This is a genomic window from Streptomyces sp. HNM0574 (assembly GCF_012726235.1).
GTDB lineage: Bacteria > Actinomycetota > Actinomycetes > Streptomycetales > Streptomycetaceae > Streptomyces.
The window spans coordinates 205,335-223,373 of the sequence record NZ_JAASAH010000009.1; the positions used below are offsets into that span (position 1 = coordinate 205,335).

The window sequence follows — 18,039 nt, forward strand, 5'->3', positions numbered from 1 at the left end:
CCCGGCCTCGGGTCGGGGGTTCCGCTGCGTTTCGCGGTGTTACGGGAGCTGGGCGCCGACGGCCTCAAGGGCCGCGGGGACCGGCTGGAAGTAGGTCTCGCCGCCCGAGGAGCAGTCGCCGCTGCCGCCGGAGGTGAGGCCCAGGGCCTTGTCACCGGCGAAGAGCGAGCCGCCGCTGTCGCCGGGCTCGGCGCAGACGTCGGTCTGGATCAGGCCGTTGACGGTGCCCTCGGGGTACGAGACGGAGGCGTCGAGCGCCTTGACCGTGCCCTCGTGGACCTGGGTGGTGCTGCCGCTGCGGGTGACCTTCTGGCCGACCTCGGCGTTGGCCGCGCCGCTGATCTTCTGCGTGCTGCCGTTGTAGAGGTTGACCTCGCTCGGCGCGTCGGTCTGGCCGGTGTACGTGGCGACACCGTAGTCCGCGCCCGGGAACTTGCCCTCGCCGCTCTTGGCGATCTCCTGGCCGCTCTGGCTGTCGGACCAGCTGTCGACGGCGGTGGTGCAGTGACCGGCCGTCAGGAACCCGGGCTTGCCGCCCACGGTGACGTTGAAGCCGAGGGAGCAGCGGCTGCCGCCGCCGTAGATGGCGTCGCCACCGGCGATCTTGGTGGTGAACTCGCCCTTGCTGCGCTTGAGTTCGGCCCGGCCGTCCTGCGCGGCGATCTGCTTCTTCAGCTTCTCGAGCTCGGCGCCCTTGACGGTCTTGTCGGCCGTGACGACGACCTTGTTCGTCTTGACGTCCACCGCGCGCGAGGTGCCGGTGACGTCCTTCGCGGTCAGGGTGTCCTTGGCCGAGTTCAGCTGGTTCAGCGTGTGCTGAACGACCTTGGCCTCGGCGCCCGCGGACTCGACGACCTTCTTGGCCGCCTCGTTCGTGACGTTGACAACGAGCTTCTTGGCCTGCGCGTCGTAGTACGAGCCCGCGTCGTCCTTGATCTTCGAGGTGAGCTGCGAGGCGAGCGTCGAAGCGGACCCGGCGGAGAGGGTCTTGACGCTGGGGGTGCTCTCCTCAGCGGCGTTGGCGTTCGACAGCGTCAGGGTCCCGGCGACGAGGGCCGCCACGCCGGCGCCCGCGATGGCCACACGTCCCGTGGATATGCGTCGCTTGTGTCTCAACTTCAAACCTCCAGTGGGGGGGTGGGAGCCGTTGGTGGATACGGTGTGAACGGCCCCGGAGGAAGGACGGACACCACTCCCCTCCCCGAGGGAAGTCGCGTCCATGCCAACTCGTGGCGCCGAGTATGGCGAGAACGCGGCGCGGCACACAAGCCTTGGTGCGCGTCAGCTCACGCGAACCACCGGAGAATTGGCCCGTATCAGCCGCTCCGACGTGCACAACTCGACGGCGGAGCAGTGGAGTTGGGGCACAGAATCCCCACAGGCAGGGCACAGGAAAAGCGCGGCGCCGATGGCGCCGCGCTCTCCGGGTCCGTTACGGATCTGTCCGGTTGTCGACCCTCAACTTCCGGAGTCAGGACGTGACTCGGGGGGCTCGCCCCGCTCGTCACCGGTTCCCGGTTCCGCGTCCCGTTTGCGTCCTCTGAGCCGTTCGTCCAGCTCCTCCTCGTGCTGCCGGAGTTCGGCCTCGTCCAGCATGCCCAGTGCCCGCAGCTCCTCCAGCGCCTTGACCTCCTCCGGCGCGACGGCCTCGGGGTCCTCCTCGCCGCCCGCGGGCCGGTCGGTCCTGGACGTCTCCACGCGGGTGGCGCCGCCGGGAGCGGCCTCGTGCCCCTCCAGGAAGCGCAGCAGCTCGACGGGGAAGGGCAGCACCAGCGTCGAGTTCTTCTCCGTGGCGACGGACGCGACGGTCTGCAGCAGCCGCAGCTGGAGGGCGGCCGGGCTCTGCGACATCCGGTCGGCGGCCTCGGAGAGCTTCTTGGACGCCTGGAGCTCGGCGTCCGCGTTGATGACCCGGGCGCGCTTGTCACGCTGTGCCTCGGCCTGGCGTGCCATCGAGCGCTTCATCGTCTCCGGGAGCGAGACGTCCTTGATCTCCACCCGGTCCACGGTGACGCCCCAGTCCACCGCCGGGCTGTCGATCATCAACTCCAGCCCCTCGTTGAGCTTCTCGCGGTTGGAGAGCAGGTCGTCCAGGTCGCTCTTGCCGATGATCGAGCGCAGCGAGGTCTGTGCCATCTGCGCGACCGCGAAGCGGTAGTCCTCGACCTTGATGATCGCGTCGGTCGGGTTGACGACCTTGAAGTAGACGACCGCGTCCACCCGCACGGTGACGTTGTCGTGCGTGATGCCCTCCTGGGCCGGCACCGGCAGCGTCACGATCTGCAGGTTCACCTTCTGCAGCCGGTCGACCCCCGGCACGATCATGGTGAACCCGGGCTGCCGGAGCCCCTCACGCACCCGGCCGAGGCGGAAGACCAGTCCCCGTTCGTACTGCCTCACCACGCGGGCCGCCGCCGCCACGTACAGCGCCCCGCCCGAGAGTCCCGCGGCCAGCAGCTCCATGAGCATGGCGGCCTCCTCGCGTCCGAGCGGCAGACCTTCAGCGGACACTTCAACGGTAGCTCCGCCGCCGAAGGCGGGGCGACCCCGGCGACCCGGAGCCTCCGCTTCCGCCCCGCTCACGGTTCCGGTCCGGGCCGCCCGCCCGGCGGCACTCAGTGTCCGGCCAGGCCCCGCTCCCCCGCCGGGAGCGCGAACGGGAGGGTGTTGCCCGGCGGCGGCAGCGGGCACAGGAAGTGGTCGGTGAAGGCGCACGGCGGCAGCGTGATCCGGTTGAAGTCCACCGTCACGGCGCCGTACGCGGCGGGCGCCTCGGTGTACAGGAACCGGAAGCGGTAGCTGCTCACGCCCGAGGTGCCGTCCGCGAGGACGGCCCACAGCCCGCCGCCCTCGACCCGCGAGACCCGCAGCGTGTGCTCGGCCCCGTCCGGCCCGGCGAAGCCGAGTTCGCCGTCGAGCCCCAGCCCCCGCTCCCGCCCGTCCGCGTTGCCGACCCGCACGCTGTGCTCGCCGCCCGCGTACGGCCGGTACGTGCCGGAGACCACCCGCGCCGGGTCGTACGGGAAGACGTCGATCCCGGCGAACACCCGGCGCAGCGCCGAGTCCGGGTCGAACACCCGCACCGCCCACTGGTCCTCACGCCGCATCAGCACCAGCCGCCGCTCCCCGTAGGAGACGCGGGACGAGGCGGGCGGGCCGCCGTCCTCCGTCAGCAGCACCCGGCCGGTGAGCAGTTCGCCGTCCACCGCGAGCCCGTCGGAGACGTGCGCCTCCAGCAGCACGCCGCCGCCGTCCGCCTCAAGGGTCCACTGCCCCGGCACGCCCTCGATCCTCCCGTGCTCCACAGCCGACGGACCGTCACCGACCGCAGCCGCCAAGCCGGTTCCGCTTCCGGCCCCGGTGCCGGTTCCGGTTGCGGGCGGGCCGACCTCGGTGATCCAGTGCGTCCCGGTCACCGAGAGCGGGCCGTACGGCGCCGACACGGAGGCGAGGCGCCCCTCGTGCCAGCGCAGCCAGGCCGCCTCGCCCCGCTCCTCGCCGCCCTCGCCGTCGGCCGGTTCGTCCCGCTGCTGTGCGTGCGTGTCTGCGCTCATGGCCCCGACCGTAGACGGCGCCGCCGCCGGGCCGTGGCGGCCCGCCGGACGCCCGCGGTCATCCTGCGCCGCGCGCAGCCGAACTGACGGCCCGTCGGTCACTCGTCTGTCCGCACGGCCACCCGTACGGCGGCTCCGGCCCGATCCTTCGCACCGTCAGCACCCCTGTGCCGCAAGAGCCCTGATCCGAAGCGGGATGTTCCGTACCCCTGTTCTGCACCAGTACCGTCACGAATCACGAGTCGAGCGGGTATCCGCTTGGCGCATCCTCAGCATCATGGACGACCATAGAGGGGCGGACGGTAGAGGAAACCGCGCGTAGAGGAGAGGAGGCGTCCATGGGATCGGTGCGCAAGGCGAGTGCCTGGCTGGGCCTCGTCGACGACAGCGAGATGCGTTACTACGACGACGATTACGCAGAGGGGCCGGAACCCGGTGACGCCGCCCAGGAGTCGTGGGTGACCGACCCGCGGGTCCGGGTGACGGCGGAGACCGCCCAGGACCAGGGAACGCGGATCGCGACAGTCACACCCGACGGCTTCCGGGACGCCCGGGGCATCGGCGAGCTCTTCCGGGACGGCATCCCGGTCATCATGAATCTCACGACGATGGAGCCCGCCGACGCCAAGCGCGTCGTCGACTTCGCCGCCGGGCTCACCTTCGGCCTGCGGGGTTCGATCGAGCGCGTGGCGACGCGGGTCTTCCTGCTGTCCCCCGCCGACTACAAGATCGTCAGCGGTGAGGAACGCCGCACCTCCGAGGGTGGTTTCTTCAACCAGAGCTGAGCCCGGCGGGGCCGCTCACCGGAACGCGTCGATGCCGGTGAGCGCCTTGCCGAGCACCAGCTGATGCATCTCGACGGTGCCCTCGTAGGTGAGCACGGACTCCAGGTTCGTCGCGTGCCGCATCACGGGGTACTCCAGCGAGATGCCGTTGGCTCCCATCACCGTCCGCGCGGTGCGGCAGATCTCGATCGCCTCCCGCACGTTGTTGAGCTTGCCGAAGCTCACCTGCTCGGGACGGAGCCGTCCGGCGTCCATCCGCCGCCCCAGGTGGTGCGCCAGCAGGACGCCCTTGTGCAGCTCCACCGCCATGTCGGCGAACTTCGCCTGGGTGATCTGGAATCCGGCGATCGGCTTGCCGAACTGCTCACGGGACGTGGCGTATTCCAGCGCCGCGTCGAAGCAGGCACGGGCGGCGCCCATCGCGCCCCAGACGATGCCGTAGCGCGCGTGGCTCAGGCAGGACAGCGGGCCGCGCAGGCCGGTGACCTCGGGCAGCACCGCGTCCGCCGGCAGCCGCACCTCGTCCAGCACCAGCTCGCTGGTGACGGAGGCGCGCAGGGACAGCTTGTGCTTGATCTCGGGCGCGGAGAAGCCCGGGCTGTCGGTGGGGACGACGAAGCCGCGGATGCCCTCGTCGGTGCGGGCCCAGACGACGGCGACGTCGGCGACCGAGCCGTTGGTGATCCACATCTTGCGGCCGGTCAGCACCCAGTCGCCCCCGTCGCGCTTGGCGTGGGTGCGCATGCCCGCGGGGTCGGAGCCGTGGTCGGGCTCGGTCAGGCCGAAGCAGCCGATGGCCTCGCCCGCCGCCATCGCGGGCAGCCAGCGCTGCTTCTGCTCCTCGCTGCCGAACCGGTGGATCGCGTACATCGCAAGCGAGCCCTGCACCGACACCAGGGAGCGGATGCCGGAGTCGGCGGCCTCCAGCTCCAGGCAGGCCAGCCCGTACTGCACGGCGCTGGCGCCCGCGCAGCCGTAGCCCTGCAGGGACATGCCGAGCGCCCCGATGGAGCCCAGTTCGCGGGCGAGTTCGCGGATGCCGGGGAGTTCGCCGCTCTCGTACCACTCGGCGACGTGCGGGAGGACGCGGTCGGCTGCCCAGTCGCGGACGGTGCCGCGTACGGCCCGGTCCTCGTCGCTCAGCAGGTCGTCGATCCCCAGCGGGTCCTCGACGGCGAACGCGGGCAGCGAACTCATGGTGCCTCCGGCAGGGAAGATCGAATCGGCTCGGAGCGACGCTACGACCGGCCCGCGGACCTCCACAAGAGGCCGCCGGGCCCCGCTCCCGCCGTCAGTCCGCCTCGCCGGAGTCCGTCGTCATCGTGCGGGGCAGGCGCAGGGCGGCGAGGGCGCCGAGGAGCAGCAGGGCCGCGCTGACCGCGAGGGTCACGTGCAGGCCGTGCACGAAGGCGTCGCGTGCGGCCTCCCGGAGCGCGTGCCCGGCGGAGCCGCCGAGGCCCTCGGAGACGCTGTACGCCTCGCCCAGCGAGTGCCCGGCGTCGCTCCCGGCCTTGGCCGGTACCCCTTTGACGTCCCGCACGCCGGGCGCGTACGCCGCGTTCATCACGCTGCCGAGCAGCGCGATGCCGACGCCGGCGCCGAGCTGGTACGCCGTCTCGCCGACGGCCGCCGCGCCCCCGGACTGGCCGGAGGGCGCCTCGCTCAGCATCGACTCGTAACAGCCGAACAGCGTGGTCTCCAGGCCGAACCCGAGCAGCACGAACGAGCCGATCAGCAGCTCGGGGCGGTCGTGCTGGCCGACCCCGGTGAGGCAGAGCACGGCGACGGCGGTGAGCACGAAGCCGAGCGCGACCATCGTCCGGGGCCCGAGCCACTGGAGCATCCGCGAGCCGAGCAGTCCGGCGACGATCGCGGCGACGGAGAGCGGCAGCAGCCGCAGCCCCGTCTCCAGCGGGGAGAGCCCGAGGACGAGCTGGAGGTACTGCGCGGCGAGCAGCGCCAGCCCGACCAGGGCCAGCACCGTCAGCACGATGCAGCCGACGGCCGTGCCGAAGGCGGGCCTGGCGACGGTCCGGAAGTCGATGAGGGGGTAGCGGCGGCGGCGCTGTCTGCGCACGAACAGGGCGAGGAGGACGGCGCCCAGGAGGAGCGCGGCCGTCGGGCCCGGTGCGAGGTCGCCGGTGCCGATCTGCTTGATGCCGAGGATCACCCCGAACAGGCCGAGCACCGCCATCAGCGCGCCCACCAGGTCCCACGGGCCGTCCGCCTCGCTGTAGGACTCGGGCAGCAGCCAGCGTCCGACGAGGAGTCCGGCCGCCATCAGCGGGATGTTGACCAGGAAGACGGAGCCCCACCAGAAGTGCTCCAGCAGCGCCCCGCCGACGAGCGGTCCGACGGCGGCCCCCACGGCCGCGACGGCGCTCCAGATCCCGACGGCGAGGGCGCGTTCGCGCCGGTCGGGGAAGACGTGCCGGAGGATCGAGAGCGTGGCCGGCATGACCATGGCCCCGCCGACGCCGAGCAGCGCGCGGGCCCCGATCAGCACGCCGGGGGTGTGCGCGTAGGCGGCGAGCGCGGAGGCGACGGCGAACAGCGCGTACCCGAACAGCAGCACGCGCCGTCTGCCGATCCGGTCCCCGAGGGTGCCGAAGAGGATCAGCAGGGAGGCGGTGACGAGCGGGTAGGCGTCGACGATCCAGAGCAGTTCGACGGCGCCGGGGCGCAGGTCCTCGGAGACGGCCGGCACCGCGACGTGCAGCACCGTGGCGTCCACGGCGACGATCAGCAGGCTGGCGCAGAGAACGACGAGCACGGCCCAGCGGTTCGCGCCCCCGACGGGTACGGGGCGCCCGCCTCCGGCCTGTGCGGGAACGCCCGACGCCTTCCGGCCCCCGGCCGTGGTCGTCCCGGGCATGTATGAACCTCCTCTTGCCCTCGTTCCTTCCGGGCGTGGGGAGCACCGGACGGTGGAAGGCGGAGCGGCCGCCTGCCGGCTCGCCGCGCGGCCCGGTGCGGAGGAAGGACGAGTGGCGTCAGCGTACGCGAGTCCCCCGGACCGCCGGGTGGCGCGTCTCACCTTGTGCACCGCGACACGCCGCCTTCGCCGGGAGGAACGCGCCGCAGGTGGGAGGGGTTCCGTCCGGTACGGCCCGGCGGAGGGGACACCGCGGGGTCACCCACGGGTCACCGGGGACGGGGCCGGGCGCGGGCCCCGCGGCTTCCCCGCGCGGGGAAGGGCGCGCGTAATTCCGGATTAAGCGGCGGTGAACAACAATTCAGTGCGGGCACCCGTGAGGGGGAGAGCAATCTCGCGTCTAATACGGCGGTCAAACGTCGGATAAGCTGCGGGAATTCACGGGGGATTGGGGCGGGTGAGACGCACTCCACATCACATCGTCATCACGAACACGGGGAGCTGTCCGGTCGCCACTCGCACCCGTTGTAACGTCGATTGGGTGCGTACCGACCGAATCCTCGCCAGGCTCGAGCAAGAGCCTGAGCGACCCAACAGCCGCGATGTCCCGCGGATGAGCCGAACACGCAAGATGTTGTTCGCCACGACTTCGGGGCTCTACGCGGTCATTGTTGCGGCCGTCCTCGCCGGGACGGACCTTGTCCGGCTCGACTGGCAGGTGATGCTGTTCCGGCCGTACAAGCAGTGGCCGGAAGTGCACGCGCTGCTGGACTACTTCGTCGTCCTGGGGCAGCGCGGGCCCACCGCGGTGCTGGTGATGGCCTGGCTGGGCTGGCGGTCCTGGCGGCAGCGGACGCTGCGCCCGCTGCTGGTGCTGGGCACCTCGCTGCTGCTGCTCAACGTCACGGTCGGCGCGGTCAAGATCGGCCTCGGCCGGCTCGGGCCGCACTACGCGACCTCCATCGGCTCGGCCGAGCTCTTCGCCGACGGCGATATATTCCCTTCCGGTCACACCGCCAACGCCGTCGTGACCTGGGGCATCCTCGCCTACCTGGCCACCACGCCACGCGCCCGGCGGGTGCTGTCCGTCGTCGGCGCCGTCGCGGCGCTGGGCGTCGGCGCGACGACCGTCTACCTCGGCACCCACTGGGTCAGCGACGTGCTGCTCGGCTGGGCCGCCGGGCTGCTGATCCTGCTGGCCCTGCCCTGGTGCGAGCCCGCCATCGCCCGCGCCGAGGCGCTGATCTTCGCGTTCCGGGAGCGGCTGCGGGCGGCGGGCGTACGCGCCCCCGGCCTGGTCCCCGGGCCCGCTTCCGCGCCCGTCGCGCCGCCGGTGCCCGCCGAGTCCACGTTGCACGCGCGGGCCGCGGGCCTGGCCGCCGAGGAGACGGCGGCGCAGGAGGCGGCCCAGGAGGAGTCCAAGTCCGGCGAGCACGCGGGCGTCGCCTCCCGTTCCCTGGCGTCCCCGGCGGGCGCCGGCGGGATGGGCGCCAGACTGCGCGCGGCCGGACCGGCCGCCGGCGGCCCGCACCAGGGGCCGCTGCGCGGCGAGGGCGCCCGGCGTCCGCAGCACGCGGACCACACGCTGCCCCGCACCGCACCGCTGGGCCCCCGCGAGCGGTAGGCGGGGCGGTACGCACAGCTCACCCCGTACGTACGCGGCCCCGGTTCCCTCCACGGAGGGGACCGGGGCCGCGTACGTGTGCGGGGCGGCTCCCGCCGCCCCGGGGTTCAGCCCTTCCAGCAGCGCACGACGGAGCCGTCCTCGACGGTGAAGTTGAGGCGTCCGGTGAGGAATTCCATGGTGACGATCGCGTCGGGCGCCAGCCGCCGCACGGTCGTCCAGCCGTGGTCGTACGCCCGGCGCTCGGCCGCGGCGGCGTCCAGGCCGACGTAGCTCTCGGGGCTCTCGGGCTCGTCGCGCGGGGTGTCCTGGGGTGCGGATTCCGGTGCCATGGCGGCCACGGTACGGCGTGCGCGGTGCCGTGCGGAAGTCCGGTCCCGATCCGCACCGCGTCACATGTGTGTCACAACAACCCGGCCGCCGTATCCCGTTCGACGGGTCACCCGTTTGTGCCGCGGAAGCTTCCGGTATTCGCCTTGCGCGGCTCTCGCGGACCTCCCGGAAAAAGCCGGGGACAATTCCTTCCGGGCGGATTGCGGGGAAATTCAGGAGGCCGGGGAATTCCGGTTTTCCGCCCGCGTGCGCGCCCCCTCGCGCCGGCGGCGGCGCACTCCTTTAGCACACAACGAAATCTTGTGAGAAGAGCACAACCGAAGCCCTCCTTCACGCCCCCTCGGTCCCACCCGCCGGCCGCCGCGAACCACGGCACGGAACGACTCGGGGAGCCGCCGGGGACGGGCCGGACCGGCCTCGGACCCCACCGCGCGCGGCTCCCCTCAGTATGGCTTCGGGTGCGGGGAGGGACTGTGGGCCCACCACACAGACACCTCCCGTCCACATACTCCGCACACGCCCCGGGACGCGTACGGCGCCCCGCGGGCCTACGGCCGCTCCGCCGTACCCTCCCGGCTCCCCTCGGATTCGGTGCGGCGGACGCGGAGGGAGAGGTCGTTGTCGAGCGTGTAATAGGGGCGCACAGAGCACCCTTCTCCGGCTTGTCCCGAGTCGCCGGGAACGTTCAGCTGCGGATAGGTGAATATCCGCTTCTTGTCCGCCACGTCGTCGAGAATGCGGGCGATACGGACAGGCGCCGCCGTCTCGTCGGGGCGCAGCCACAGGTCCCACACCTCGTGCCCGACGAGCCCGGCGTACGGCAGCTCGGCGGCGAAGGCCGCGCCGGCCGAGCCGTCGCCGCCCGGCGTTCCCCGGCCGCCGTCGTCCGCGGGCGCGGCCACCACCACGGGCGGCTGCTCCGCGGCGCCGCGGGCCCACGCCTCCAGCCGCGCCGACGGGCCGAGCCCGGCGCCGTACAGCCGCCCGCGCAGCGTCAACCCGCTGTCCGTGACGCGCAGTTCGCCCGCCTCGGCGTGCGGCCAGCGCAGCCAGGCCCGCACCGTGAGGTTGCCGTAGCGGGTGGCGTACGGGATGCGGACGCCGAGCCAGGTGCGGCCCGAGCGCGGGGTGCGGTCGACGAGCGAGCGCAGGTCGTGCAGCCCCGGCAGCAGGCGCTGCGGCTCGGACTCGCCGCTGCCGTCCGGGCCGTCGGTGACGAGGTAGGCGTCCCAACGTCCCTCGGGGAGCGTCATGATGCTCGGCAGCGCGGCCCGCAGCGGACCCTGCGGGCCGACCGGGGCGAGCGGCAGCCGGACCGTCCCGCTCGCGCCCTCGGCCGCGCCCCGGCGCCGCAGCAGCAGCGCCGCGTCCTGGCGGGCCGGGTCGCCGTACGGGAGCCGGACGTCGAAGGTGAGCCCGCCCGCGCTGTCGGCCGTGCAGTCGGCGCGCGGCCGTTCGGCCGTGGCGCCGTCGGCGCCGGAGGCTTCCGCGGCGGACGTCCCGGTGGCGGGCGGGACCGGCGCGGCGGGGAACGCGGGCGCGGGCAGCGAGGCGTGCGGGGTCCCGTCGCCGCCGCGCACGGGGGCGGGCGCGGCGGTGGCGCAGGCGCGCGGGGTGGCGCGGGCGGTGAAACGCACTCTCGGGGTGCTCCGTTCTGTCGGCAGCGTCATGCTCTTCCTCCCTGCGGCAGCGCGTGGCCGCCGATGCCGCTCAGCGCGTCCTTGGCCGCGTAGGCGCCGCCGAGCAGCACGCCCCGCATCCGGTGCAGCCTGCCGCCGCCCTTGGTGACGAGCTCGGTCAGCAGCGACTCGTACCGGGCGCCGACGTGCGCGGGGTCGAAGCGGGACGCGGCCACCAGCGCGGCCTGGCCCATGGCGGCCCGCCGCGCGTCGTCGTTGATCAGCCCGAGCAGCGCGCCGGCCACGCCGTCCACGTCGCCGGAGGGCACCAGCAGTCCGTCGGTGCCGGAGCGGATGATCTCGCCGGGGCCGTGCGGGCAGTCGGTGGCGACGACGGGCAGTCCGCAGCGCATCGCCTCGACGATGGTCATGCCGAAGGACTCCAGGCTCGACGTCACCGCGGCGACGGAGCCCTTGGCCCACTCGGCCTCGATGGGATGCGCAGGCCCCATCAGGAACACGTGGTTGTACAGGCCGAGTTCGTCGACGAGGGCACGCAGCTTCGCGTGCTCGCGTCCGCTGCCGTAGATCCGCAGCCCCCAGTCCGGGCGCTCGGCCGCGACCTTCGCGAAGGCCCGTATCAGCAGGTCGTACCGCTTGGCCGGGGCCAGCCGCCCGGCGGCGACAACCCACTTGCCCCGCCCGTCGGCGGGCCCGACCTCCGGCTCCGGCACGCTGTTGGGCAGCGCCTCGATGCGGACGCCGGGCAGCCGCAGCATCCGCCGGTAGTCCCGCGCGTCGGCCTCGGTGACGGTGGTGACGGCGTCGAGCCGCGGATAGGTGTCCCGCAGCATCCGCTTCAGCTGCGGCGAGTGCGTGGAGAGCGTGAGGTGCTCCTGGCCGACGCGGAGCGGGCCGTTCCTGGTCTGGCGGGCGATGTGCGCGTTGAGTCCGGGGCGGGTGCCGATGACGACGTCCGCGCGCGTGGTGGAGAGGAACTCGCCGATCCGGCGGTCCGTGAGCGCGCTGTAGTTCCCCCACTTGTTGTCGCCGCGCGGGAACACCCGGGCGGGGAGGGCGTGTTCGGGGTGCTCCTTGTCCGGGCCGCGCAGGTCGACCAGGGCGCGTAGTCGTACGCCGGGCCCCGGGTCGAAGAAGGGTCTCTCCCGGTGCCGGAAGACCGAGACCACCTCGACCTCGTGGCGCTCCGCGAGGCTCCTGGCGAGGTTGTACGTCGTCCGGATCGTCCCGCCGATTCCGTAACCGCTGTTGATCAGAAACGAGATGTGCATGTGCCCCGAGTCCCACGATTCGTCGCGGTCAGCCCTTACTGTCCGCCTGTCACCCCTGTAGACCGGGATGGGGGTGTGAGGGTTGGGCAGTATCACCATCTTGTTCCGGAAGAGTTCCGACACCGTGATCGTTCACCGGGAACTCCCGTGATGTTCCGAGCGTTCCGGTGCGCCCGGACCGGCGCGCGGACGCCCGATCGAGGAGTTGGCTCCCCCGCACGCGTGACCAGGGACACAGCAACTCCGTTGTCCCAGTGGACAAGAACCGAACGCCAGGAGCCTCCCGTGTCCCCCATGCTCGATGTCAGCGACGCCGTACGCGCCGAGATCGGTGACGAAGAAGCCGAACGCCTGCTCACCGGGCACAACGCCCCGGGCAGTTACGACTGCACCTCCTGCCGCACCCCGGGTGACACCGGCCAGGAGCGCACCAGCACCGTCCTCTTCATCGGCGACGAGACCGCCGTGCTGGCCTTCGCCCACGCCACCTGCATCCCCTCACAGGTCGTCAAGGTCTCCGAGGAGCAGGCCCAGGGGGCGGTGCGCACCATCACCGGCACGGACACGCCCGGCGGACAGCCCGCGCCGGCGGCCCGTCCGCAGCCCGCCGACGCGCCCCGCCCCGGTCCCCGTCAGGCCGTGCTCGGTGTCACCTGCGGCCAGGTGCTGCTCGGGGACACGCTGCACGCGGCGATCGTCGTCGAGCCCACCGGCCCGATCGCGCGCCCCGGTTCGGAAGGCCCGGGCGACGACTTCCTGCCGCTCCTCATCGAACAGGGCTTCCTGCCCGTCACCGACGTCTCCGAGGAACCGGGGCCGCTGCACGGCTGGTCGGTGCTGCTCGCCATGGGCAAGCTGCACGCCATCCTCCAGCCGCCCACCCCCGGCAGCGGCAGCGCCCAGCCCGTCGCCTGGTGGCAGGCGCACCAGGCGCTGGCCGTGACCGACGACTGGCGCACGGCCGCGAGCAAGTCCAGCACGGTGTTCGTCTACGCGGCGCCCGCCGGCTCCATCGGCCAGCAGCCGCGCGAGGACCTGCTGCGGGACGCGCTGGAGGCCGCGGCCGCCCGCGGCGTACTGGTCGCCGCCGCGATGCCGCTCGCCGGGACCTCCTGACGGACACCGGGCGGCCGGCGAACTCCCCCGCGCCGTACGCCCGGTCACCCCGTACGACCGGTCACGGAGATTTCGTACGCACGATCACGGACCACACCCGCGATCAGGTCATGAGCCGCCCGGCCCCGCATCCGCCGGGCGGCCTGGTCGTTGCACAGTCGTGCAGCCCTACGAACCGCCCCGCGACCGTCATCCGCACCTCAACCAGAGCCAGATCCCCGGGATGCGCCCGGCGTACGACGTACGTTCCGGCGGCTCGGGAAGCCCGGCGCGTGCCGCCGGTTCGGACACCCCGATCTACGACTCGCTGTACGCCGAGTACAGCAGGCTCTTCCGCACCCTGCCGGGCGACCGCTCGGACGAGGAGGACCTGAAGTTCGAGGGGTTCGGCACCGTACGCGGCACCGGCTCGGGCAACTGGGAACGCTGGAGCGGGAGTTGGCAGCCCCCGGGGTGGGGCGGCACCGGCTGGCAGAACGGCGGCCGGCAGCGGGACGGACAGCCTCCGGCGGCGCTGCCGCCGGGCCGCCGCGACGGCCACGGCTACGGGCTCTGATCCGGGAGAGCCGTAGCCACGAAGTGACGGGCGGTGGCCCGGGGTTCCGACCCCGGGCCACCGCCCGTCAGCGTGCGAGGCGTACCGCCCCGGTCACTTCTTCTTGTTCTTGCCGCGCTTCTCGCGCACCCGCACCGACAGCTGGATCGGGGTGCCCTCGAAGCCGAACTCCTCGCGCAGCCTGCGCTCGACGAAGCGGCGGTAGCCCGCCTCCAGGAAGCCGGAGGCGAAGAGGACGAACCGCGGCGGCTTCGTGCCCGCCTGCGTCCCGAAGAGGATGCGGGGCTGCTTGCCGCCGCGCACCGGGTGCGGGTGGGAGGCGACGAGTTCCCCGAGGAAGGAGTTGAGCCGGCCCGTCGGCACCCGCGTCTCCCAGCCCTCCAGGGCCTTCTCGACGGCGGGCACCAGCTTCTCCATGTGCCGTCCCGTACGGGCCGAGACGTTCACCCGCGGCGCCCAGCGCACCTGCGTCAGGTCGCGCTCGATCTCCCGCTCCAGGTAGAAGCGGCGCTCCTCGTCGAGGGTGTCCCACTTGTTGTAGGCGATGACGAGGGCGCGGCCCGCCTCGACGGCCATGGTGAGGATGCGCTGGTCCTGCACGCTGATCGACTCGCTCACGTCGATCAGGACGATCGCGACCTCGGCCTTCTCCAGCGCCGCCGCCGTCCGCAGGGAGGCGTAGTAGTCGGCGCCCTCCTGGAGGTGGACGCGCTTGCGGATGCCCGCCGTGTCGACGAACTTCCAGGTCTTGCCGCCGAGTTCGATCAGCTCGTCCACCGGGTCACGGGTCGTGCCCGCCTGCTCGTTGACCACGACCCGGTCCTCGCCGGCGACCTGGTTCAGCAGCGAGGACTTGCCGACGTTCGGACGGCCGAGCAGCGCGACGCGGCGCGGGCCGCCGACGATCCCGCCGAAGGTCTGCTCCGGGGCCTCGGGCAGCGCCTCCAGCACGACGTCGAGCAGATCGCCGGTGCCGCGGCCGTGCAGCGCCGAGACCGGGTGCGGCTCACCGAGCCCGAGCGACCACAGGTACGCGGCCTCCGCCTCGGCCGAGGGGCCGTCGACCTTGTTGGCACACAGCACCACCGGCTTGCCCGCGCGGCGCAGCATCTTGACCACGGCCTCGTCCGTGTCCGTGGCGCCGACCTGCGCGTCCACGACGAAGACCACGGCGTCCGCCGCCTCCACCGCGAACTCGGCCTGCGCGGCGACCGAGGCGTCGATGCCCAGGACGTCCTGCTCCCAGCCGCCGGTGTCGACGACCTTGAAGCGCCGGCCCGCCCACTCGGCCTCGTACGTCACACGGTCCCGGGTGACCCCGGGGCGGTCCTCGACGACGGCCTCGCGGCGGCCGAGGACGCGGTTCACCAGAGTCGACTTGCCGACGTTCGGCCGGCCGACGACCGCGAGGACCGGCAGCGGGCCGTGCCCGGCCTCGCCGAGCGCGCCCTCGACCTCCTCGATGTCGAAGCCCTCTTCGGCGGCGAGCTCCATGAACTCCGCGAACTCGGCGTCGCCGAGCTCACCGTGCTCGTGCTCCTCGCCGCCGGAATGGTGCTGGTCGTTCATGACGTCTCGTCCTCGTCGATCTGTGCGAGTCGATCTGGGTAGATCGGTGTCAGGTGGTCTGCTGCCGCCGCCGCGGGTGCGGACGCGCGGCTCGCTGCTGTGCTGTGCTGTGGTGACGGCCGGGGCCGTCAGGACGCCGGGCGCCCCGTGAGTATCCGCGCCTGCCCGAGGTGCTCGGTCAGCCGCTGCTGGATGCGTACCGTCGCCGCGTCCATCGCCGAACGCGTACGCCGGCCGCTGCCGTCGCCCGCCTCGAACGGGTCCCCGAAGACGACGTCGACCCGGCCGCGGAGCGGCGGCAGCCCGCGCACCACGCGGCTGTGCCGCTCCCCGCTGCCGAGTACGGCGACGGGCACGACCGGGGCACCCGAGCGGACGGCGAAGTACGCGAGGCCCGAGCGGAGCGAGGCGAAGTCGCCCTCGCCGCGGCTGCCCTCGGGGAATATCCCGAGGACTCCCCCGCGGCGCAGGACGCCCAGCGCGTCCGTGACCGCGGCCCGGTCGGTGGCCTCCCGGTCGACCTTCAGCTGCCCGATGCCCCGCAGGAACGGGTCGAGCGGGCCGACGAAGGCCTCCTTCTTGATCAGGAAGTGCACGGGGCGCGGCGCCGTGCCCATCAGCATCGGGCCGTCGATGTTGTGCGTGTGGTTGACCGCGAGGATGACCGGCCCGCTTGCCGGAACCCGCCAGGCGCCCAGCACCCGCGGCTTCCACAGGCCGTACATCAGGCCGATGCCGATCCTGCGCCCCGTCGCGGCGCCCCGCGCGCTCGGCACGGAAGCGGTGTCGGTCACTGCGCCGCCTGCTCCGCGGCCTCGGGCTTCTGGGCCGCCGCCTTCTCGACGAGCGTGACGACGCACTCGATGACCTGCTCCAGCGAGAGCTCGGAGGTGTCGACCTCCACCGCGTCCTCGGCCTGCTTCAGCGGGGAGGTCTTGCGGCCGGAGTCGGCCGCGTCCCGCTTGATCAGGGCCTCGCGGGTGGTCGCCAGGTCCGCCGCGTCCTTGCCCTTGAGCTCACCGCTGCGCCGCGCGGCGCGGACCTCGGGCGAGGCGGTGAGGAAGATCTTGAGGTCGGCGTCGGGCAGCACGGTGGTGCCGATGTCCCGGCCCTCGACGACGATGCCGCGCGGCGCGGCGGCGGCGATGTCCCGCTGCAGCTGCGTGATCCGGGTACGCACCTCGGGGACGGCGCTCACGGCGCTGACGGACGAGGTGACCTCCTGGGTCCGGATGGGACCCGAGGCGTCCTCGCCGTCGGCGGAGATCGTGGGGGCCTGCGGGTCCGTGCCCGAGGTGATGACGGGACGCTCGGCGGCGGCCGCGACCGCTGCCGCGTCGTCCACGGGCACGCCGTTGTTCAGCATCCACCAGGTGATCGCCCGGTACTGGGCACCGGTGTCGAGGTAGCTCAGCCCCAGCTGGGCGGCGACGGCCTTGGAGGTGCTGGACTTGCCCGTGCCGGAGGGGCCGTCGATGGCGACAATCACTGCAGACACGGTGTGGGTGACCTTTCTCGAAACACGGGCACGTTCATCGGGCCAGGTGGCCCCGCACCAGGCTACCGGCTGCCCGGGACAACCCTTCACGCCCGGCCCCCGCCCCCGCGAGGGCAGGGCCGCCTCACTGCTGGCGCATCGTCCAGCCGCGCTCGCGGAGCACCTTCTCCAGCGAGGCCAGGGCGCCCGGGTCGACCATCAGCTGCACGTGCCCGGCCTGCTGCCCGGTGGCGTGCTCGATCCGCACGTCCTCGATGTTGACCCCGGCCGAACCGGCGTCCGCGAAGATCCGCGCCAGCTCGCCCGGGCGGTCGCCGATGAGCACCGCGAGGGTCGCGTACGCGGCGGGCGCCTGGCCGTGCTTGCCCGGGACGCGGGCGCGGCCCGCGTTGCCCCGGCGCAGCACCGCCTCGATGCCCTTCACCCCGGTCTCCTTCCGGCCCGCACCCTCGGACTCCAGCGCGCGCAGCGCCCGCACCGTCTCCTCCAGGTCCCCGGCGACCTCGGTGAGGACGTCGGCGACGGGGCCCGGGTTCGCGGAGAGGATCTCCACCCACATCGCGGGGTCGGAGGCCGCGATCCGCGTCACGTCCCTGATGCCCTGGCCGCACAGCCGTACCGCCGTCTCGTCCGCGTCCTCCAGCCGGGCCGCGACCATGCTGGAGACCAGCTGCGGGGTGTGGGAGACGAGCGCCACGGCACGGTCGTGCGCGTCGGCGTCCATCATCACGGGCACGGCGCCGCAGAGCGCGATCAGCTCCAGGGCGAGGTTGAGGACTTCGGTGTGCGTCTCGGCCGTCGGCGTCAGCACCCACGGCCTGCCCTCGAAGAGTTCGGGGGTCGCGGCCAGCGGGCCGCTCTGCTCCCGGCCGGACATCGGGTGCGTGCCGAGGTACCCGGCGAGGTCACCGCCGCCCTCGCGGACCGCGGCCCTGGCGCCGCCCTTCACGCTGCCGACGTCGATGCAGCCGCGTGCCTCCCCCGCGCGCTGGACGGCGGTGACGACGGAGGCGATGTGCGCGGGCGGCACGGCCACGACCGCCAGGTCGACGGGCTCCGCCGGCTCCTGGGTCGTCCCCGCGCCGAGCGCGGCGGCCGTACGGGCCTGCTCCGGGTCGTGGTCGCGCAGGTGCACCCGCACGCCGCGCGCGGTGAGCGCGAGCGCGGCCGAGGTGCCGATGAGACCCGTGCCGATGACGAGGGCGGTACGCATGAGCT

General features: G+C 73.1%; 16 protein-coding genes. 4 read left to right on the forward strand and 12 right to left on the reverse strand.

From position 1 onward, the window contains the following. Positions 1-39: 39 nt before the first annotated feature. The 3 genes from HCC30_RS17560 to HCC30_RS17570 all read right to left on the reverse strand — a co-directional run bounded on the left by HCC30_RS17560 (position 40) and on the right by HCC30_RS17570 (position 3,554). A complete protein-coding gene (locus tag HCC30_RS17560; protein ID WP_240979664.1) occupies positions 40-1,116 on the reverse strand; it encodes a S1 family peptidase in 1,077 nt (358 codons plus the stop codon). Between the two features lie 342 nt (positions 1,117-1,458). Further along, the gene (locus HCC30_RS17565; protein WP_169443570.1) at positions 1,459-2,469 is read right to left on the reverse strand and encodes a slipin family protein; all 1,011 of its coding nucleotides are present in this window, start codon (positions 2,467-2,469) and stop codon (positions 1,459-1,461) included. A 146-nt stretch (positions 2,470-2,615) separates the two neighbouring features. Continuing rightward, positions 2,616-3,554, reverse strand: a complete 939-nt coding sequence (locus HCC30_RS17570; RefSeq protein ID WP_169443514.1) for a DUF1684 domain-containing protein — start codon at positions 3,552-3,554, stop codon at positions 2,616-2,618. 338 nt (positions 3,555-3,892) lie between these two features. Between HCC30_RS17570 and sepF the strand changes: the two genes are divergently transcribed. After that, complete coding sequence (sepF, locus tag HCC30_RS17575) at positions 3,893-4,339, forward strand: cell division protein SepF (protein WP_169443515.1); 447 nt, start codon at positions 3,893-3,895, stop codon at positions 4,337-4,339. 15 nt (positions 4,340-4,354) lie between these two features. Here the strand turns inward: sepF and HCC30_RS17580 are convergent, their stop codons facing one another. Beyond that, on the reverse strand, positions 4,355-5,536 hold the full coding sequence (locus HCC30_RS17580) for an acyl-CoA dehydrogenase family protein (protein WP_169443516.1): 1,182 nt from the start codon (positions 5,534-5,536) through the stop codon (positions 4,355-4,357). 94 nt (positions 5,537-5,630) lie between these two features. After that, positions 5,631-7,214: an MFS transporter gene (locus HCC30_RS17585; protein ID WP_169443517.1), complete on the reverse strand. Its 1,584-nt coding sequence runs from the start codon at positions 7,212-7,214 to the stop codon at positions 5,631-5,633. A 541-nt stretch (positions 7,215-7,755) separates the two neighbouring features. On the opposite strand from HCC30_RS17585, the gene HCC30_RS17590 reads away from it, so the two are divergent. After that, complete coding sequence (locus tag HCC30_RS17590; protein WP_169443518.1) at positions 7,756-8,838, forward strand: phosphatase PAP2 family protein; 1,083 nt, start codon at positions 7,756-7,758, stop codon at positions 8,836-8,838. Between the two features lie 107 nt (positions 8,839-8,945). Here HCC30_RS17590 and HCC30_RS17595 read toward each other — a convergent pair whose 3' ends face one another. The 3 genes from HCC30_RS17595 to HCC30_RS17605 all read right to left on the reverse strand — a co-directional run bounded on the left by HCC30_RS17595 (position 8,946) and on the right by HCC30_RS17605 (position 12,082). Then, positions 8,946-9,170 carry a hypothetical protein gene (locus HCC30_RS17595; protein ID WP_169443519.1) on the reverse strand — a complete coding sequence of 75 codons (225 nt, stop codon included), beginning with the start codon at positions 9,168-9,170 and terminating at the stop codon, positions 8,946-8,948. Positions 9,171-9,719: 549 nt separating this feature from the next. Next, entirely contained in the window at positions 9,720-10,841 is a 1,122-nt protein-coding gene (locus HCC30_RS17600) for a hypothetical protein (RefSeq protein WP_240979666.1), read from the reverse strand. After that, on the reverse strand, positions 10,838-12,082 hold the full coding sequence (locus HCC30_RS17605; RefSeq protein ID WP_169443520.1) for a glycosyltransferase family 4 protein: 1,245 nt from the start codon (positions 12,080-12,082) through the stop codon (positions 10,838-10,840). Before HCC30_RS17605 ends, HCC30_RS17600 begins: the two co-directional genes overlap by 4 nt. A 294-nt stretch (positions 12,083-12,376) precedes the next feature. Between HCC30_RS17605 and HCC30_RS17610 the strand changes: the two genes are divergently transcribed. Both HCC30_RS17610 and HCC30_RS17615 read left to right on the forward strand, forming a co-directional pair. Continuing rightward, the gene (locus HCC30_RS17610) at positions 12,377-13,198 is read left to right on the forward strand and encodes a hypothetical protein (RefSeq protein WP_169443521.1); all 822 of its coding nucleotides are present in this window, start codon (positions 12,377-12,379) and stop codon (positions 13,196-13,198) included. Between the two features lie 223 nt (positions 13,199-13,421). Beyond that, positions 13,422-13,754, forward strand: coding sequence for a hypothetical protein (locus tag HCC30_RS17615; protein WP_169443572.1), 333 nt, complete (start codon positions 13,422-13,424; stop codon positions 13,752-13,754). A 93-nt stretch (positions 13,755-13,847) separates the two neighbouring features. On the opposite strand, the gene der is transcribed toward HCC30_RS17615, so the two are convergent. The 4 genes from der to HCC30_RS17635 form a co-directional block, all read right to left on the reverse strand. Continuing rightward, entirely contained in the window at positions 13,848-15,323 is a 1,476-nt protein-coding gene (gene der, locus HCC30_RS17620; protein ID WP_169443522.1) for a ribosome biogenesis GTPase Der, read from the reverse strand. 128 nt (positions 15,324-15,451) lie between these two features. After that, positions 15,452-16,117 carry a lysophospholipid acyltransferase family protein gene (locus tag HCC30_RS17625; protein ID WP_169443523.1) on the reverse strand — a complete coding sequence of 222 codons (666 nt, stop codon included), beginning with the start codon at positions 16,115-16,117 and terminating at the stop codon, positions 15,452-15,454. Further along, positions 16,114-16,821, reverse strand: coding sequence for a (d)CMP kinase (gene cmk, locus HCC30_RS17630; RefSeq protein ID WP_169443524.1), 708 nt, complete (start codon positions 16,819-16,821; stop codon positions 16,114-16,116). The genes HCC30_RS17625 and cmk overlap by 4 nt, the downstream gene beginning before the upstream one ends. Positions 16,822-16,945: 124 nt before the next feature. Next, positions 16,946-18,034 carry a prephenate dehydrogenase gene (locus HCC30_RS17635; protein WP_169443525.1) on the reverse strand — a complete coding sequence of 363 codons (1,089 nt, stop codon included), beginning with the start codon at positions 18,032-18,034 and terminating at the stop codon, positions 16,946-16,948. Between the last annotated feature and the right edge of the window lie 5 nt (positions 18,035-18,039).

Bases quoted from the DNA above. Each gene is read 5' to 3' on its own strand.
- HCC30_RS17565 (WP_169443570.1), bottom strand. From the start codon at position 2,469: ATGCTCATGGAGCTGCTGGCCGCGGGACTCTCGGGCGGGGCGCTGTAC.
- HCC30_RS17570 (WP_169443514.1), bottom strand. From the start codon at position 3,554: ATGAGCGCAGACACGCACGCACAGCAGCGGGACGAACCGGCCGACGGC.
- sepF (WP_169443515.1), top strand. From the start codon at position 3,893: ATGGGATCGGTGCGCAAGGCGAGTGCCTGGCTGGGCCTCGTCGACGAC.
- HCC30_RS17580 (WP_169443516.1), bottom strand. From the start codon at position 5,536: ATGAGTTCGCTGCCCGCGTTCGCCGTCGAGGACCCGCTGGGGATCGAC.
- HCC30_RS17585 (WP_169443517.1), bottom strand. From the start codon at position 7,214: ATGCCCGGGACGACCACGGCCGGGGGCCGGAAGGCGTCGGGCGTTCCC.
- HCC30_RS17595 (WP_169443519.1), bottom strand. From the start codon at position 9,170: ATGGCACCGGAATCCGCACCCCAGGACACCCCGCGCGACGAGCCCGAG.
- HCC30_RS17600 (WP_240979666.1), bottom strand. From the start codon at position 10,841: ATGACGCTGCCGACAGAACGGAGCACCCCGAGAGTGCGTTTCACCGCC.
- HCC30_RS17605 (WP_169443520.1), bottom strand. From the start codon at position 12,082: ATGCACATCTCGTTTCTGATCAACAGCGGTTACGGAATCGGCGGGACG.
- HCC30_RS17610 (WP_169443521.1), top strand. From the start codon at position 12,377: ATGCTCGATGTCAGCGACGCCGTACGCGCCGAGATCGGTGACGAAGAA.
- HCC30_RS17615 (WP_169443572.1), top strand. From the start codon at position 13,422: ATGCGCCCGGCGTACGACGTACGTTCCGGCGGCTCGGGAAGCCCGGCG.
- der (WP_169443522.1), bottom strand. From the start codon at position 15,323: ATGAACGACCAGCACCATTCCGGCGGCGAGGAGCACGAGCACGGTGAG.
- HCC30_RS17635 (WP_169443525.1), bottom strand. From the start codon at position 18,034: ATGCGTACCGCCCTCGTCATCGGCACGGGTCTCATCGGCACCTCGGCC.